Source organism: Pseudomonas sp. PLMAX (assembly GCF_046042685.1).
GTDB classification, from domain to species: domain Bacteria; phylum Pseudomonadota; class Gammaproteobacteria; order Pseudomonadales; family Pseudomonadaceae; genus Aquipseudomonas; species Aquipseudomonas putida_AE.
Window position 1 is genome coordinate 1,942,596 of record NZ_CP064949.1, and the last position, 14,741, is coordinate 1,957,336.

16 protein-coding genes and 1 riboswitch are annotated in these 14,741 nt (G+C 62.7%); of the genes, 13 read left to right on the forward strand and 3 right to left on the reverse strand.

Annotated features, from left to right (window positions below):
• Nucleotides 1-62 precede the first annotated feature (62 nt).
• Entirely contained in the window at nucleotides 63-647 is a 585-nt protein-coding gene (locus DKB71_RS08980) for a hypothetical protein (protein WP_408600104.1), read from the reverse strand.
• A gap of 152 nt (nucleotides 648-799) precedes the next feature.
• A riboswitch (cobalamin riboswitch) is annotated at nucleotides 800-1,035 on the forward strand.
• An 82-nt stretch (nucleotides 1,036-1,117) separates the two neighbouring features.
• On the opposite strand from DKB71_RS08980, the gene cobO reads away from it, so the two are divergent.
• The 13 genes from cobO to DKB71_RS09045 all read left to right on the forward strand — a co-directional run bounded on the left by cobO (nucleotide 1,118) and on the right by DKB71_RS09045 (nucleotide 12,510).
• Nucleotides 1,118-1,729, forward strand: coding sequence for a cob(I)yrinic acid a,c-diamide adenosyltransferase (gene cobO, locus DKB71_RS08985; protein WP_408600105.1), 612 nt, complete (start codon nucleotides 1,118-1,120; stop codon nucleotides 1,727-1,729).
• Complete coding sequence (locus DKB71_RS08990) at nucleotides 1,726-3,072, forward strand: cobyrinate a,c-diamide synthase (protein WP_274074918.1); 1,347 nt, start codon at nucleotides 1,726-1,728, stop codon at nucleotides 3,070-3,072. The genes cobO and DKB71_RS08990 overlap by 4 nt, the downstream gene beginning before the upstream one ends.
• A complete protein-coding gene (bluB, locus tag DKB71_RS08995; protein WP_323608837.1) occupies nucleotides 3,069-3,719 on the forward strand; it encodes a 5,6-dimethylbenzimidazole synthase in 651 nt (216 codons plus the stop codon). Before DKB71_RS08990 ends, bluB begins: the two co-directional genes overlap by 4 nt.
• The gene (gene cbiB, locus DKB71_RS09000; protein WP_274074920.1) at nucleotides 3,716-4,624 is read left to right on the forward strand and encodes an adenosylcobinamide-phosphate synthase CbiB; all 909 of its coding nucleotides are present in this window, start codon (nucleotides 3,716-3,718) and stop codon (nucleotides 4,622-4,624) included. Before bluB ends, cbiB begins: the two co-directional genes overlap by 4 nt.
• Complete coding sequence (cobD, locus tag DKB71_RS09005) at nucleotides 4,617-5,609, forward strand: threonine-phosphate decarboxylase CobD (protein ID WP_408600106.1); 993 nt, start codon at nucleotides 4,617-4,619, stop codon at nucleotides 5,607-5,609. The genes cbiB and cobD overlap by 8 nt, the downstream gene beginning before the upstream one ends.
• A complete protein-coding gene (locus DKB71_RS09010; protein WP_408600107.1) occupies nucleotides 5,606-7,057 on the forward strand; it encodes a cobyric acid synthase in 1,452 nt (483 codons plus the stop codon). The genes cobD and DKB71_RS09010 overlap by 4 nt, the downstream gene beginning before the upstream one ends.
• Nucleotides 7,058-7,178: 121 nt before the next feature.
• Complete coding sequence (cobU, locus tag DKB71_RS09015; protein ID WP_408600108.1) at nucleotides 7,179-7,700, forward strand: bifunctional adenosylcobinamide kinase/adenosylcobinamide-phosphate guanylyltransferase; 522 nt, start codon at nucleotides 7,179-7,181, stop codon at nucleotides 7,698-7,700.
• Nucleotides 7,697-8,752, forward strand: a complete 1,056-nt coding sequence (gene cobT / locus DKB71_RS09020) for a nicotinate-nucleotide--dimethylbenzimidazole phosphoribosyltransferase (RefSeq protein WP_408600109.1) — start codon at nucleotides 7,697-7,699, stop codon at nucleotides 8,750-8,752. Before cobU ends, cobT begins: the two co-directional genes overlap by 4 nt.
• Nucleotides 8,749-9,324: an alpha-ribazole phosphatase family protein gene (gene cobC, locus DKB71_RS09025; protein ID WP_408600110.1), complete on the forward strand. Its 576-nt coding sequence runs from the start codon at nucleotides 8,749-8,751 to the stop codon at nucleotides 9,322-9,324. Before cobT ends, cobC begins: the two co-directional genes overlap by 4 nt.
• Nucleotides 9,325-9,326: 2 nt before the next feature.
• Nucleotides 9,327-10,058: an adenosylcobinamide-GDP ribazoletransferase gene (locus tag DKB71_RS09030; protein ID WP_408600111.1), complete on the forward strand. Its 732-nt coding sequence runs from the start codon at nucleotides 9,327-9,329 to the stop codon at nucleotides 10,056-10,058.
• A 21-nt stretch (nucleotides 10,059-10,079) separates the two neighbouring features.
• A complete protein-coding gene (locus DKB71_RS09035; RefSeq protein WP_274074927.1) occupies nucleotides 10,080-10,484 on the forward strand; it encodes a MarR family winged helix-turn-helix transcriptional regulator in 405 nt (134 codons plus the stop codon).
• A 52-nt stretch (nucleotides 10,485-10,536) separates the two neighbouring features.
• Entirely contained in the window at nucleotides 10,537-11,745 is a 1,209-nt protein-coding gene (locus DKB71_RS09040) for an MFS transporter (protein ID WP_274074928.1), read from the forward strand.
• A 198-nt stretch (nucleotides 11,746-11,943) separates the two neighbouring features.
• Nucleotides 11,944-12,510 carry a glutathione peroxidase gene (locus DKB71_RS09045; RefSeq protein ID WP_323627638.1) on the forward strand — a complete coding sequence of 189 codons (567 nt, stop codon included), beginning with the start codon at nucleotides 11,944-11,946 and terminating at the stop codon, nucleotides 12,508-12,510.
• A gap of 130 nt (nucleotides 12,511-12,640) precedes the next feature.
• Here DKB71_RS09045 and DKB71_RS09050 read toward each other — a convergent pair whose 3' ends face one another.
• Both DKB71_RS09050 and DKB71_RS09055 read right to left on the reverse strand, forming a co-directional pair.
• Nucleotides 12,641-13,903 (reverse strand): OmpP1/FadL family transporter, encoded by a 1,263-nt coding sequence (locus DKB71_RS09050; RefSeq protein WP_274074930.1) that lies wholly within the window; start codon nucleotides 13,901-13,903, stop codon nucleotides 12,641-12,643.
• A 145-nt stretch (nucleotides 13,904-14,048) separates the two neighbouring features.
• The gene (locus DKB71_RS09055; protein WP_046819412.1) at nucleotides 14,049-14,531 is read right to left on the reverse strand and encodes a hypothetical protein; all 483 of its coding nucleotides are present in this window, start codon (nucleotides 14,529-14,531) and stop codon (nucleotides 14,049-14,051) included.
• Nucleotides 14,532-14,741: the final 210 nt, after the last annotated feature.

The following is a 14,741-nucleotide window of genomic DNA, read 5'->3' on the forward strand; positions in this document are numbered from 1 at the left end:
ACTTTCCCTATGAATGAAGTGACTTAAACCATAGAGAAGCGCGGCAGCCCGATGGTTCAACGTCAGCCGCGAGCTTCCTTGAGCAGCACGGCAATACCGGGGTGATAGTGACCGGCTTCGTTGCGCAACTTGCGATAGGCATAGGGGAAATACCAGGCCACGGCGCAGCTGTGCTCCTTTTGCAGGTCATCGACCATGTCCTGAAGTTCTTCGGGGGTGGCGCCTTGCTGGTTCTTGTGCGGCGCGACGAACAGGCAGCCGATTTTCAGGTCGCTGGCGTAGCTGATTTTTTTCGCGTCGCTGGTGATGTCCAGCAGGGCCTGGGTCAGGTTCAGGCTGTTGACCCGTGGCCAGCGTTGCGTGGTCTGCAGCCAGGCGCGTGCTTCGGGCGTGGCGATAAACAGATCGGCGCGGCCGTTGCGTTCGCCTTCTTCGGTCTGTTTGCGGGTAGGTGATTGTTGCAGGGTGATCATTTCGGCCATCCAGGCCGCAGCGGACAGCAGGCCGAGGTTGGCTTTTTCGTCGAGCCAGTAGGGGGTTTCGTTGTCGCCGCGCACGGCGTTGTAGCGGTCGATGCAGTCGAACCAGCGTTCCAGGACCGGACGCAGGAATTCCAGCTGCGGATTGCTGATAATGATGCCTTGCATGGGGTTCACCCTTGTTATTGTGATGTGGTGTTGTGGCTATTTGATATCACTGCTGGGCCTGTGGCACAAGATTGACGTCACTTTCTTGAAGGTGGGCAGTTATTCGCGGCACCGCCACGTCTTCAATTGACGCTCCACCCCCAACCCTCTAACCTTCGCCGCTTGTTTCAGGTGCTCTGTGACTTGGGTCGACAGAGTGAAACAGGGAAGCCGGTGAGTTGAGTGCTTCAGTCGATGAAGCCCTGCGATCCCGGCGCTGCCCCCGCAACGGTAAATGAGTGAAAACTGCGTCAGAAGCCACTGCGTCGATCGTTGATGCGGGAAGGCGCGCAGTCTGGCAATACGCCGCTCATGAGCCCGGAGACCGGCCTGATCCATCCAAGCGGCATCACGGTGGGCGATGCCAGGTTTCTTGCCGTCTATTCTTGTGCCTGCCCGCCGTTAATCCTGCCTCAACGGAGAGCTCCCCCATGTCTGATACCCCTGATCGTGACGAACGTCATCTGGCGCGCATGCTGCGCAAAAAGGCCGTGATCGACGAACGCATCGCCAATTCCCCGAACGAATGCGGCCTGCTGCTGGTGCTGACCGGCAACGGCAAAGGCAAGAGCAGCTCGGCCTTCGGCATGCTCGCCCGTGCCATGGGGCATGGCATGCAGTGCGGTGTGGTGCAGTTCATCAAGGGGCGTAACAGCACCGGCGAAGAACTGTTCTTCCGGCGCTTCCCCGAGCAGGTGCGTTTTCATGTGATGGGTGAGGGTTTTACCTGGGAGACCCAGGATCGCCAGCGCGACATCGCGGCGGCCGAAGCGGCCTGGGCGGTATCGCAGCAACTGCTGCGCGACCCATCGATTGGCCTTGTGGTGCTGGACGAGCTGAACATCGCCCTCAAGCACGGCTACCTCGATCTCGATCAGGTGCTCAGCGACCTGCAAGGGCGCCCGCCAATGCAGCACGTGGTGGTCACCGGTCGCGGCGCCAAGCCGGAGATGGTCGAACTGGCCGACACCGTCACCGAAATGGGCATGATCAAGCACGCCTTCCAGGCCGGTATCAAAGCGCAAAAAGGCGTCGAGCTGTGAATCAACCTCGTCATTGCCCGGCGGTACTGATTGCCGCGCCGGCCTCCGGCCAGGGCAAGACCACCGTGACCGCCGCGCTGGCCCGGTTGCATCGCAACCAGGGACGCAAGGTGCGGGTATTCAAGTGTGGCCCGGATTTTCTCGACCCGATGATCCTCGAACGCGCCAGCGGTGCGCCGGTGTATCAACTGGACATGTGGATGGTCGGCGAGCAGGAAAGCCGTCGCCTGTTGTGGGAGGCCGCCGCGGAGGCTGACCTGATCCTGATCGAAGGCGTCATGGGGCTGTTCGACGGTACGCCGTCGAGTGCCGATCTGGCGCGGCATTTCGGCGTGCCGGTGCTCGCTGTGATCGACGGTACCGCCATGGCCCAGACCTTTGGCGCACTGGCCCTGGGCCTGGCGCGCTATCAGCCGGACTTGCCGTTTGCCGGCGTGCTGGCCAACCGCGTGGGCACCCTGCGCCATGCGCAACTACTCGAAGGCAGCCTGACCGAAGGCCTGCGCTGGTACGGCGCCTTGTCTCGGGAGACCGGCATTGAATTGCCAAGTCGCCACCTGGGCCTGGTGCAAGCCAGCGAGTTGAACGACCTGGACGTGCGCCTGGATGCAGCGGCAGACGCCCTGGCCAGCAGTTGCGAAGTCGCGCTGCCACCGGCGGTGACCTTCGCCGCGCCGGATGTAATAGCGGCCGAACCGCTTCTGGCTGGCGTGCGCATCGCCGTGGCCCGTGATGAGGCGTTTGCCTTCACCTATGGCGCCAGCCTGGATCTGTTGCGGGCGATGGGTGCCGAGTTGCGGTTTTTCTCGCCGATCCGTGACGCTGTTTTGCCCGAGGCGGACAGCTTGTATCTGCCGGGCGGCTATCCGGAATTGCACCATGTGGCGCTGTCGCAGAACACCTCGATGTTGGCGGCGATCCGCGCGCACCACGCGGCGGGCAAACCCTTGTTGGCGGAATGTGGCGGGATGCTTTATCTGCTCGATTCGCTGACCGATGTCGAGGGTACTCGGGCAGAGCTGGTCGGCTTGTTGAAGGGCGATGCGGTGATGCAGAAGCGCCTGGCTGCGTTGGCCTTGCAGGCGGTTGAGCTACCGGAAGGTTCACTGCGTGGGCACACTTATCATCATTCCTTGACCACCACCGAACTGACACCGATTGCCCGGGGCTTGAGCCCTAACGGCGGACGCGGGGCAGAGGCGGTTTATCGCGAGGGGCGGATGACGGCCTCTTATGTGCATTTTTATTTTCCGTCCAATCCGAAGGCGGTTGCCGCGTTGTTTGCGCCCGACCTTGAGGCCGCCTTCGCTGGCAAGCCAGCTCCTACAGCGAAGAGGCCATGACCGACAACGCCTTCTCCGAAGCCGAACGCGATGCGGTCTACCGCGCCATTGGCGAACGCCGCGACATGCGCCACTTCGCGGGCGGCACGGTCGAGCCCGATTTACTGCGGCGCCTGCTCGAAGCCGCGCATCAGGCCCCGAGTGTCGGCCTGATGCAGCCCTGGCGCTTCATCCGCATCAGTGACCGCGCGCTACGCAGCCAGATCCAGGTCCTGGTGGAGCAGGAGCGCGTGCGCACCGCCGAGGCCCTGGGTGAGCGCACCGACGAGTTCATGCAGCTCAAGGTCGAGGGCATCAACGATTGCGCCGAGGTGCTGGTCGCCGCGCTGATGGACGATCGCGAACGGCATATCTTCGGTCGTCGTACCCTGCCGGAAATGGACCTGGCCTCGTTGTCCTGCGCGATCCAGAACCTCTGGCTGGCATCCCGCGCCGAAGGGCTGGGCATGGGCTGGGTCTCGCTGTTCGAGCCGCAAGCCCTGGCGGACCTGCTGGGCCTGCCGCCGGGTGCCAAGCCCTTGGCGATTCTTTGCCTGGGACCGGTCAAGGCCTTTTATCCGGCACCGATGCTGGTACTCGAAGGCTGGGCGCAGGCGCGTCCGCTGAGTGAGCTGTTGTATGAAAACTATTGGGGAGTGAGTCAATGAGTGTGGCGTTGTTGAGTGTCGCCGCGGTGGCGCTGGATGCGCTGCTGGGTGAACCCAAACGCTGGCATCCGCTGGTGGCGTTCGGCCGATTTGCCGAGCGCATCGAGCAACGTTTCAACGGTGGCGGTCGCGGCTGGCGCAGCCATGGGGTCACCGCGTGGGTGATCGCCGTGTTGCCGCTGACCCTGTTGGCTACGGCATTTTCCTGGGCGCCCTACGTCGGCTGGATCGTCGAGATTCTTGCGCTCTATTGCGCCCTGGGCATGCGCAGCCTCGGTGAGCATGTCACGCCGGTGGCGAAGGCTTTGCGCAGCGATAATCTTGAAGAAGCACGCCAACGCGTGAGTTACCTGGTCAGCCGTAAAACCAGCGATCTGGATGAAACCGCCGTCGCCCGCGCCGCCACCGAATCGGTGCTGGAAAACGGCAGTGACGCGGTGTTTGCCGCATTGTTCTGGTTTGCCGTGGCTGGCGCGCCGGGCGTGGTGCTCTACCGTTTGAGCAACACTCTGGACGCGATGTGGGGCTATCGCAACGAGCGCTTCGAGCGGTTCGGCTGGGCGGCGGCGAAGATCGACGATGTGCTCAACTACATTCCCGCGCGTCTGGTGGCGTTGACCTACGCGCTGCTGGGCAAGACCCGCCTGGCGTTGAAATGCTGGCGCACCCAGGGGCCGACCTGGGATAGCCCGAATGCCGGCCCGGTGATGGCGGCGGGTGCCGGTGCGTTGGGCGTCGAGTTGGGCGGGCCGGCGATTTATCACGGTGAACTGCATCAGCGCCCGAAGCTGGGCGAGGGCGTGCCGGCGGATGCCGACGCCATCGACCGCGGCTGGCAACTGGTCCAGCGAGGGGTATGGTTGTGGCTGCTGATTTTGTGCGTGGGGGCTGAATTTTATGCTTGAGCACGGTGGACGACTGCGCAAGGCGGCGCACGATTACGGCATTGACGAAGCCGATTGGCTCGACCTGTCCAGCGGCCTGGCGCCCTGGCCGTTTCCCGTACCCGACATCCCGCTGCGGGCCTGGGCGCGGTTGCCGGAAACCGATGATGGCCTGGAGCAGGCGGCCTGCGACTATTACGGCACCCTGCAGGCATTACCGGTCGCTGGCTCGCAGATGGCCATTCAGTTGCTGCCGCGCTTGCGCCGGGCGGGTAAGGTCGGCGTGCTGTCGCCTTGTTACGCCGAGCATGCCGAGGCGTGGCGGCGCAATGGCTACATTGTGCGCGAGGTGTTGGAGCAGGAAGTCGACTTCTTTGTCGACAGCCTCGACGTGCTGGTGGTGGTCAACCCGAACAACCCGACCGGGCTGAACCTGACGCCCGCGCGCCTGCTCGACTGGCATTCGCGCCTGGCCCCGCGTGGTGGCTGGCTGGTGGTGGACGAGGCCTTCATGGACAACACGCCGCACCTGAGCGTGGCGCCGTTTGCCCATCAGGTCGGTTTGATCGTGCTGCGCTCCTTTGGCAAGTTCTTCGGCCTGGCCGGGGTGCGCCTGGGTTTTGTCCTGGCGGAGCGCCGGTTGCTCAAGCTGCTCGCCGAGCAGGTCGGGCCGTGGGCGGTCAGCGGGCCGACCCGGGTGCTGGGCCAGGCGTGCCTGCGCGACACCGAAGGTCACACGCGCCAGCGCTTGCGTGCCGATGAGGCCAGCGCGCGGCTGGCCACCTTGTTGACGCAATACGGCTTCGAGCCCCAGGGCGGTTGCGCCCTGTTCCAATGGCTGAGCACCGAGCGCGCCGAACTGCTTCACGACTTCATGGCCCGGCGCGGCATTCTGCTGCGCCTGTTCACCCACAACAGCAGCCTGCGTTTCGGCCTGCCTGGCGATGAAGCCGACTGGGCACGTCTCGCTTCGGCGCTGGACGCCTACGCCAAGGAACACCCATGACCACGCTGATGGTGCAGGGCACCACCTCCGACGCCGGTAAAAGCACCCTGGTAACGGCGCTGTGCCGCTGGGTGACACGCCAGGGTGTCCGCGTGGTGCCGTTCAAGCCGCAGAACATGGCGCTCAACAGCGCGGTGACCGCCGACGGTGGCGAGATCGGCCGCGCCCAAGCGGTGCAGGCCCAGGCCGCCCATCTTGAACCCCACACCGACATGAACCCGGTGCTGCTCAAGCCCAACAGCGATACCGGCGCCCAGGTGATCATCCATGGGCGTGCGGTCACGACCATGAACGCCGTGGCCTATCACGACTACAAGGCTATCGCCATGCAAGCGGTGCTGGCCTCCCATGAACGCTTGAGCGCGGCCTATCCCGTGGTGATGGTCGAAGGCGCGGGCTCACCGGCCGAGATCAACCTGCGTGCCGGCGACATCGCCAACATGGGCTTTGCCGAAGCGGTGGATTGCCCGGTGGTGCTGATCGCCGACATCAATCGCGGCGGTGTTTTCGCCCACCTGGTGGGCACCCTGGAGCTGCTGTCGGCGAGTGAGCAGGCGCGGGTCAAAGGCTTCATTATCAACCGTTTTCGTGGCGATATCGCGCTGCTGCAGCCCGGTCTCGACTGGCTCGAGGCGCGCACCGGCAAACCGGTGATCGGCGTGCTGCCCTACGTGATGGACTTGCACCTGGAAGCCGAGGACGGCATCGATCAGCGCCAGGCCGACAAGGCCGGGCAACTGTTGAAAGTGGTGGTGCCGGTGTTGCCGCGCATCAGCAACCACACCGATTTCGATCCGCTGCGCCTGCACCCGCAAGTGGACCTGCAATTCATCGGCCCCGGCCAGGCGATTCCACCGGCCGACCTGATCATTCTTCCTGGCTCGAAAAGCGTGCGCAGCGATCTTGCGTACCTGCGTGCCAATGGTTGGGACACCGCGATTTCCCGGCATTTGCGCTATGGCGGAAAAGTCCTGGGCATTTGCGGTGGTCTGCAGATGCTGGGGGAGCAGGTGCATGATCCGCTGGGGCTGGAAGGGGCGTCGGGCTCAAGTGCGGGGTTGGGGCTGTTGGCGTTTGAAACGCAGTTGGAAGAAGAGAAGCAGCTGCGCAACGTGCGTGGGCGCCTGGTGCTGGAGAATGCTGAAGTCAGTGGTTACGAAATCCATGCCGGCGTCACTACCGGACCGGCATTGGAAAACGCTGCCGTGCAGCTCGATGACGGCCGCTGCGACGGTACGCAAAGTCGCGACGGGCAGATTTTCGGCACTTACCTGCATGGCCTGTTCGAGTCGCCGGCGGCGTGCAGTGCGCTGTTGCGTTGGGCGGGATTGCAGGATGTGCAGGACGTGGATTACCACGGGTTGCGCGAGCGGGATATCGAGCGGTTGGCGGATCTGGTGGAGAAACATCTGGATACCGGGCTGTTGCGTGAGCTCTGTGGGATTTGAGTTGGCTTTACCGGCCCCTTCGCGGGCAAGCCCGCTCCTACAGTTTGACCGCGTTCCCTGTAGGAGCGGGCTTGCCCGCGAAGGGGCCCGTCATGACACTGCACAATTTATGGAATAAACCATGCTCCAACTGATCCTCGGCGGCGCCCGCTCCGGCAAGAGTCGCCTGGCTGAAAAACTGGCAACCGACAGCCAGCTCCAAGTGACCTACATCGCCACCAGCCAACCCTTGGACGGCGAAATGAACGAGCGTGTCGCCCATCACCGCGCCCGCCGTCCCGCCGAATGGGCGTTGATCGAAGAGCCGCTGGAACTGGCCCGCGTCCTGCGCGAGAACGCCAGCGCCAACCGCTGTCTGCTGGTGGATTGCCTGACGCTGTGGCTGACCAACCTGCTGATGCTGGACGATGCCGAACGCCTGAACGCCGAGCGCCAAGCCTTGCTCGAATGCCTGGCCTCATTGCCGGGTGAAATCATTTTTGTCAGCAACGAGACCGGAATGGGTGTCGTGCCCCTGGGCGAATTGACTCGCCGCTACGTCGATGAAGCCGGTTGGCTGCATCAAGCCCTGGCCGAGCGTTGTCAGCGCGTCATCTTGACGGTCGCCGGCCTGCCCCTGACTTTGAAAGGAACTGCGTTATGAGCCCATCGTGGTGGCTGACCCCGTGCCAACCTATCGACGCCCAGGCGGTCGAGCAGGCGCAAGCCCGTCAACAGCAACTGACCAAACCGGCCGGGTCGCTCGGTCAGCTTGAGTCGGTAGCGGTGCAGCTGGCCGGGCTCCAGGGGCAGGTCAAGCCGAGTCTGGAGCGGTTGTGGATCGCGATTTTTGCCGGTGACCATGGTGTGGTGGCCGAGGGCGTCTCGGCTTATCCCCAGGAAGTCACCGGGCAGATGCTGCACAACTTCGTCAGCGGTGGTGCGGCGATCAGCGTGTTGGCGCGGCAGTTGGGCGCCTCCCTGGAAGTGGTCGACCTCGGCACCATCACGCCGTCGTTAAACCTGACGGGTGTGCGTCACCTGAACATCGGTCCGGGCACGGCGAATTTCGCCCAGGGTCCGGCGATGACCCTGGCTCAGGGCGAACGCGCCTTGCAGGCCGGTCGCGACAGCGTGCAGCGTGCCATCGCGATGGGCGCGCAACTGTTCATTGGTGGCGAAATGGGCATCGGCAACACCACGGCGGCCAGCGCCCTGGCCTGTGCCTTGCTGGATTGTCCGGTGGTGCATCTGACCGGGCCGGGTACCGGGCTGGATGCGACGGGTGTCAGTCATAAAGCTCAAGTGATCGAACGTGCGTTGGCCTTGCACGGCGCTCAGCGTGGCGATGCGCTGCAGACCTTGTTCAACCTCGGTGGGTTTGAAATCGCGGCATTGGTCGGCGCCTATCTGGCGTGTGCCCAGCAAGGCATCGCGGTGTTGGTGGACGGGTTCATCTGCAGCGTCGCGGCGTTGGTGGCGGTGCGTTTGAATCCGTCGTGCCGGCCATGGTTGTTGTTCGGTCATCGCGGTGCCGAGCCGGGCCATCGTCATGTGCTGGAAACCCTCAATGCCCAACCTTTGCTGGACCTCGGGTTGCGCCTGGGCGAAGGCAGTGGTGCCGCGTTGGCCGTGCCATTGCTGCGCCTGGCCTGCGACCTGCACGGGCAGATGGCGACGTTCGCCGAAGCGGCGGTGGCGGATCGTCCGGCATGATTTTGCATCTGGATCTGTTGCGTCACGGTGAAACCGAACTCGGCGGTGGCTTGCGCGGCAGTCTCGACGACGCGCTGACGGACAAGGGCTGGGCGCAGATGCGCGAAGCGGTGGCGCAGCAGGGGCCCTGGGATCGCCTGGTCAGTTCGCCGTTGCAGCGTTGTGCACGATTCGCCGAAGAACTGGCGGTGCAATCAGGGCTGCCGGTCGAGCTGGACAGCAACCTGCAAGAACTGCACTTCGGTGCCTGGGAAGGGCAGAGTGCCGCGGCACTGATGGAAACCGACGCCCAGGCCCTGGGTTTGTTCTGGGCGGATCCTTATGCCTTTACCCCGCCCGAGGGCGAACCGGTCACGGACTTTTCCGCGCGGGTGCTGGCGGCGGTGGCGCGTTTGCATGAGCGGTACGCCGGGGAACGTGTGCTGCTGATCAGTCATGGCGGGGTCATGCGATTATTGCTGGCCCATGCCCGGGGCCTGCCACGGGAGCAACTGCTGAATGTCGAAGTGGCGCATGGGGCGCTGTTCTCGCTGGCGGTCGAGCCCGGTGGTGTATTGAAGGAAGTGCGCTGAACATGTTGCCGTTCTGGATCGCCCTGCAATTTCTCAGCAGCCTGCCGATTCGCCTGCCGGGCATGCCAACGCCTGAGGAACTGGGGCGCTCGCTGCTGTTTTATCCGCTGGTGGGTTTGCTGTTCGGCGCGATTCTATGGGCGCTGAACTGGCTGTTGCTGGGCACGCCATTGTTGCTTCATGCGGCATTGTTGCTGGCGGTGTGGGTGCTGCTCAGCGGCGCGCTGCACCTGGACGGCCTGGCCGACAGCGCCGATGCCTGGCTGGGCGGATTCGGCGATCGTGAGCGTACATTGACGATCATGAAGGATCCACGCAGCGGGCCGATCGCAGTGGTCACACTGGTGTTGGTGTTGCTGTTGAAATTTGCCGCACTGGTGGCGCTGATCGAACAGCAGCATGCACTGGCCCTGATCATCGTTCCCTTGATCAGTCGCAGCGCGCTGCTGGGATTATTCCTCACCACGTCCTATGTGCGTCCCGGTGGCTTGGGTCAGGCGCTGGCCGATCATCTTCCGCGCTTGGCGGGCAAGCAGGTGTTGGCGGCCAGTAGCCTGTTGTGCGTGCTGATCGCTGGCCTCAGCGGTGTTTGGGCGCTGGTACTGGCGGCGTTGATGTTCTTCTGGCTGAGGCAGGTGATGCTGCGTCGATTGGGTGGCACGACGGGAGACACGGCGGGGGCGTTGCTGGAATTGCTGGAAGTTGCGATCCTCGCAGGACTTGCACTTATCTAACCACGGGTATATACACGCATCATGCTCGACTCCCAATGTTTATGTATCAACCTGCGTCGCGCCGCCCGTGGCGTCAGCAGGCATTACGACGGCGCTCTCGATGGCTTCGGGATCAACGTTGCCCAGTATTCTTTGCTGTGCAATCTGCAGCGCCTGGACCAACCGAGTATTTCCACCCTCGCCGAAGCCATGGGGCTGGATCGCAGCACCCTGGGGCGCAATTTGCGCGTGCTGGAAGGTGAAGGCCTTGTAACGCTGGTGGAGGGCGAGGACATGCGCAACCGCATCGTCCGGCTGACCGAAGCGGGCGCCCAGCGCCTGGAAGCAGCCTTGCCGGCGTGGGAGGCGGCGCAACAGCGGTTGGTAGATCGCCTGGGCGCCGAAAAGCGCGAAACGTTACTCAAGTTGCTGGACGAACTGGCATGAAGCCGGTTTGTACGATTATAAGCGGGTATATACCCGCGACAGGAGAACAAGAATGACCTCGATGTGGCGTACGTGCGGTTGGGTGTTGGTGGGCAGTGCGCTGATCCTGGCGTTGTCCCTGGGGGTGCGACACGGTTTCGGGCTGTTCCTGGCGCCGATGAGCGCCGAATTCGGCTGGGGGCGTGAAGTCTTCGCCTTCGCCATCGCCCTGCAGAACCTGATCTGGGGCCTGGCGCAACCGTTCACCGGCGCCCTGGCCGACCGTTTTGGCGCGGCGAAAGTGGTGCTGGTCGGCGGTGTCCTGTACGCGGCGGGGCTGGTGTGCATGGGGCTCTCTGACTCGGCGGTGACATTGTCCCTGAGCGCCGGCCTGCTGATCGGGATCGGCCTGTCCGGCACCTCCTTCTCGGTGATCCTCGGCGTGGTCGGGCGCGCGGTGCCGCCGGAAAAACGCAGCATGGGCATGGGCATCGCCAGCGCCGCCGGTTCGTTCGGCCAGTTCGCCATGCTGCCCGGCACGCTCGGGCTGATCGGCTGGCTCGGCTGGTCCGCGGCCTTGCTGGCGCTGGGGCTGCTGGTGGCGCTGATCGTGCCGCTGGTGGGCATGCTCAAGGACAAACCGCTGCCGGTACTCGGCCACGAGCAAACCCTCTCTGAAGCGCTGCACGAGGCCTGTTCCCATTCGGGGTTCTGGCTGCTGGCGTTCGGCTTTTTTGTCTGTGGGTTCCAGGTGGTGTTCATTGGCGTGCACTTGCCGGCGTATCTGGTGGATCAACATCTGCCGGCGACCGTGGGTACCACGGTGCTGGCGCTGATCGGCCTGTTCAACATCTTCGGCACCTATACCGCCGGCTGGCTCGGCGGGCGCATGTCCAAGCCGCGCTTGCTCACCGCCCTGTACCTGTTGCGAGCGGTGGTGATCGCGCTGTTCCTGTGGGCGCCGGTGACGACCACCAGCGCGTACCTGTTCGGGATGGGCATGGGATTGCTGTGGTTGTCGACCGTGCCCTTGACCAACGGCACCGTGGCCACCTTGTTCGGCGTACGAAACCTGTCCATGCTCGGTGGGATTGTTTTCCTGTTTCACCAGCTCGGGTCATTTCTCGGTGGCTGGCTGGGCGGGGTGGTGTATGACCGGACCGGGAGCTACGACTTGATCTGGCAGGTGGCGATTCTCTTGAGCCTGATGGCCGCGGCCCTGAACTGGCCTGTGCGTGAGCGGCCGGTGGCGCGCCTGCAAAGCCAGATGAGTGCGACATGAACAGCCTCTGGCCGCGGATCGTGCTCGGCGCTGTCTGCGCCTTGCTGCTGGCGCTGGCGTGGTGGGGCTGGCACCAGGGAGGCCTGGCGCTGATGCAGTTGGGCGCGGCATGCTAGAAGGCGGCTTGCTAGAGACTTGCTAGAAGGAAGTGAGGGCGAGTAACGTCGACCTCACAAGAATCCTCAAGGAAGTACCGATATGCTGATGCGCTGGCTGGCGGTTCCCGCGTTACTGGTAGCATTTACCGGGTTGGCTCAGGCGGACGAGTGCCCGGCGCTGCTGCAAGGCTCGTTGCCCAAGTTGCGCGCCAACGAATCCATCGACTTGTGCCAGCGCTTCGCCGGCAAGCCGCTGGTGGTGGTCAATACCGCCAGCTTCTGTGGTTTTGCCCCGCAGTTCAAAAGCCTTGAGGCGCTCAATCAGCGTTACAAGGCGCAGGGGCTGGAGGTGATTGGTGTGCCGTCCAATGACTTCAAGCAGGAGTCCAAGGACGGCGCCGAGACGGCCAAGGTCTGCTACGTGAACTACGGCGTGACCTTCACCATGACCGAACCGCAGAAAGTCCGTGGCGACGATGCAACCAACCTGTTCAAGGTGCTCGCCGATCAGAGCGGTGCGCCGAAGTGGAATTTCTACAAGTACGTGGTCGATCGCCAGGGCAAGGTGATCGCCAGCTTCTCCAGCCTGACCAAGCCCGATGATCCTGAGTTCATTGAGGCGGTGGAGAAGGCACTGGCTTCGCCGCCTCTGGCTGCCACGCCCTGATCGACACCCATTACCGAACCTGACGCAACCCTGTATTGCGTTATCAGGTTGAAATGAAAAAGCCCCGCCTCTGTGCCAGAGAGCGGGGCTTTTTTGCTTCGGGCGAGGGGTTCAGGCTCGCCGCACGTCATCAGAAGCGGTAAGTCGCACCGACACCGAAACCGTTCGCCCAGTTTTCATACTTGGCGCTGTAGTTCTGACGGCCATTGTTGTCGTTGACCTTGACCGACTCTTCACGCAGGTACGAGTACGCCAAGTCGATGGTCAGGTCGTCGGTCGGGCTCCAGCCGGCGCCCAGGCTGAAAATCGTGCGATCGCCAGTCGGGATGCGTGGGGAGCGGTTTTCGTTGTTGGTTGGCGACTGGTCAACCGACAGGCCGGTACGCAGTACCCACTGCTTGTTCAGCTGGTACGAAGCACCGATTGCGTGAGCCCAGGTGTCATGCCAGTTCTGCTCTTCAGTGATGGTGCCGAACGCTGGGTTCAAAGGAGCAGGCACGCCACTGTTCTCGACGGAGATTTCTTTCAGGCGGCTCCAGCGAGTCCAGGTGCTGCCTGCGTACAGGGTCCACTGGTCGTCCAGCTGATGAGTGACCGAAAAGTCCACGGACTCAGGGGTGGTAATGTCCAGCGAAGCATCAAACTTCTGTTGACCCAGTGGGCCGAGCGGGCTGTAGCTGAGCTTGGTGTCACCGTCGAGCTTGTATTTCACTTTCGAGTGATAGGTCAAACCGACGCGAGTGGAGTCGGTGGCTTGAACCAGGATACCGATGTTGTAGCCCAGCGCAGTGTCGTCACCCTTGATTTTGACTTCACCGTCCGGTGCGGCCGGATTCGGGCTCAGCGACAGGTTCGATTCCAGCTTGCCGTCGATACGGTTGATGGTCGGGCCGAAACCGATCGACACCTTGTCGTTGAAGGCATAGCTGACGGTTGGCTGCAGGGTGATGATTTGCACTTCGCTCTTGCTGCCGAAGTAACGGCCGGCAAAGCCGTTCTCGTAGTCGGTCACCAGGCCGAATGGAGCGTAGACGCCGAAACCGACCGCCCACTGGTCATCGATTGGCTTGACGTAATAGCCCATCGGCACGCCCATGAAAGGGACCATGTCACCTTTGTTGGTGCCGCCATTGCGGGCGCTGGCATCACTGATGTCAGTGTGCGCGTCGATGAATGCAACGCCGCCGGTCACTTGCTCGCGCTTGAGGCGAGACATGCCGGCAGGGTTGCCAACAACTGTGGATGCGTCATCGGCAGAAGAAGATCGCCCGGCAAAACCTGTCCCCATCCCGCTGATGCTTTGTTCGTTGAGGGCAAAGCCACTTGCGAAGATCTGGGTGGATGCCAAGGCAACGGCGAGGCTAATGGTGGTTTTGAGCATTACTTTTTTCATTATTAGAACTCCTGGTGATCACCGGGGCGAAAATTACCAACATTTTCGTCCCAGCGCCATAGGCTGTAATGCTTGATTTAGAGCGGTTTTGTAGGACAATCCGACCAAATTCGCTACCAGTTGAGCGATTTTGGATCCAGAGGTTTCAGCAGGCGACCTGATTCAGCGGTGATACACAGGTTTGCCAGGCACAGGTGAAGTCTCTCAGGCGTCCCTGGGGCTGGAAGGTCTGGCGCCAGATTCGCGCCATGCCCAGCAGGTCGTCTGCTTCGGGGAGGGGGGTGTTCTGTTCTTCGACCAGCAGCCAGGCGATGGCGGTGGCGTAACGCAGGTTGACGGTCAATTCCAGGTGCGGGCCGCTGAGGAAGGCATGCTGGCTGGCCAGGCCACGAACCAGGCTCGCGCGTTCCGGATCGAGTGCCAGGTAGTGGTCCCAAAGTGCCTGGTGGCGGGGTTCGGCGATTCGGTAGAGGCCGTGTCCACGGCGGTCATGCAGGGCGGAACCAAGGGCTGACTGGCTGGCGGCGATGCCTAGCAGCAGGGATTCGGCGGTTGCGCTATGGCGTCCAAGGTAGATCAAGGTCGGACGGATCACATAACGGCACAGTTCGCTGGCAGCGATACCCATAAAACCCTCGATACATCAATATGGCGACGAACCTGAAAGGCTTTGGCAGCGGTGAATCGACTCAGGCTCGTCGGAAGCGGAACAGGCCGCTTGAGTTGAAGTCTAGTGTCATATTCACCGCGTAAAGGACTGTTTTTAAAATATTTCCGCTGGCGAGTTATAAACCTTATATCTATCCGTGCTTAGTCGCCGTGAAACGTCGGGCAACAA

Coding starts and splice junctions, on each gene's coding strand:
- DKB71_RS09040 (WP_274074928.1), top strand. CDS start 10,537: ATGACCTCGATGTGGCGTACGTGCGGTTGGGTGTTGGTGGGCAGTGCG.
- DKB71_RS08980 (WP_408600104.1), bottom strand. CDS start 647: ATGCAAGGCATCATTATCAGCAATCCGCAGCTGGAATTCCTGCGTCCG.
- cobD (WP_408600106.1), top strand. CDS start 4,617: ATGCTTGAGCACGGTGGACGACTGCGCAAGGCGGCGCACGATTACGGC.
- DKB71_RS09030 (WP_408600111.1), top strand. CDS start 9,327: ATGTTGCCGTTCTGGATCGCCCTGCAATTTCTCAGCAGCCTGCCGATT.
- cobO (WP_408600105.1), top strand. CDS start 1,118: ATGTCTGATACCCCTGATCGTGACGAACGTCATCTGGCGCGCATGCTG.
- DKB71_RS09050 (WP_274074930.1), bottom strand. CDS start 13,903: ATGAAAAAAGTAATGCTCAAAACCACCATTAGCCTCGCCGTTGCCTTG.
- DKB71_RS09055 (WP_046819412.1), bottom strand. CDS start 14,531: ATGGGTATCGCTGCCAGCGAACTGTGCCGTTATGTGATCCGTCCGACC.
- DKB71_RS09045 (WP_323627638.1), top strand. CDS start 11,944: ATGCTGATGCGCTGGCTGGCGGTTCCCGCGTTACTGGTAGCATTTACC.
- cbiB (WP_274074920.1), top strand. CDS start 3,716: ATGAGTGTGGCGTTGTTGAGTGTCGCCGCGGTGGCGCTGGATGCGCTG.
- DKB71_RS09035 (WP_274074927.1), top strand. CDS start 10,080: ATGCTCGACTCCCAATGTTTATGTATCAACCTGCGTCGCGCCGCCCGT.
- cobC (WP_408600110.1), top strand. CDS start 8,749: ATGATTTTGCATCTGGATCTGTTGCGTCACGGTGAAACCGAACTCGGC.
- cobU (WP_408600108.1), top strand. CDS start 7,179: ATGCTCCAACTGATCCTCGGCGGCGCCCGCTCCGGCAAGAGTCGCCTG.
- DKB71_RS09010 (WP_408600107.1), top strand. CDS start 5,606: ATGACCACGCTGATGGTGCAGGGCACCACCTCCGACGCCGGTAAAAGC.
- bluB (WP_323608837.1), top strand. CDS start 3,069: ATGACCGACAACGCCTTCTCCGAAGCCGAACGCGATGCGGTCTACCGC.
- cobT (WP_408600109.1), top strand. CDS start 7,697: ATGAGCCCATCGTGGTGGCTGACCCCGTGCCAACCTATCGACGCCCAG.